1 pseudogene is annotated in these 264 nt (G+C 79.9%); it reads right to left on the bottom strand.

Features of this window, described 5'->3' with window-relative positions:
* Nucleotides 1–244, bottom strand: a pseudogene (locus tag IH13_RS44725) (bifunctional RNase H/acid phosphatase); the annotation flags it as partial.
* Nucleotides 245–264: the final 20 nt, after the last annotated feature.

Below are 264 nucleotides of genomic sequence, written 5' to 3' on the forward strand. Positions count from 1 at the left end.
GGCCGGTGGCGGACAGTTCGGGGTCGCTGCCGCCGCTGCCGGAGAACCGCTTCTCCGGGGTGAGGACCGTCTCGCCGTGCCGCAGCAGGACGAACGTGGCGGGCGCCCCCAGATCGGGCGCGCTCGCCCAGCCCACCTGCGGGACCTGCGCTCGCTCTCCGGCCTGCGGGGCATGGGCGTCCTGTGGGGCCCGCGCGTCCTGCGGCGCCGTGCCGGGCGCGGCTGCCGGACGGGCGGCGGCCATCGCGGCGCGGACCCTGGCGG

The organism is Streptomyces sp. NRRL WC-3549 (assembly GCF_000721935.1).
GTDB lineage: Bacteria > Actinomycetota > Actinomycetes > Streptomycetales > Streptomycetaceae > Streptomyces.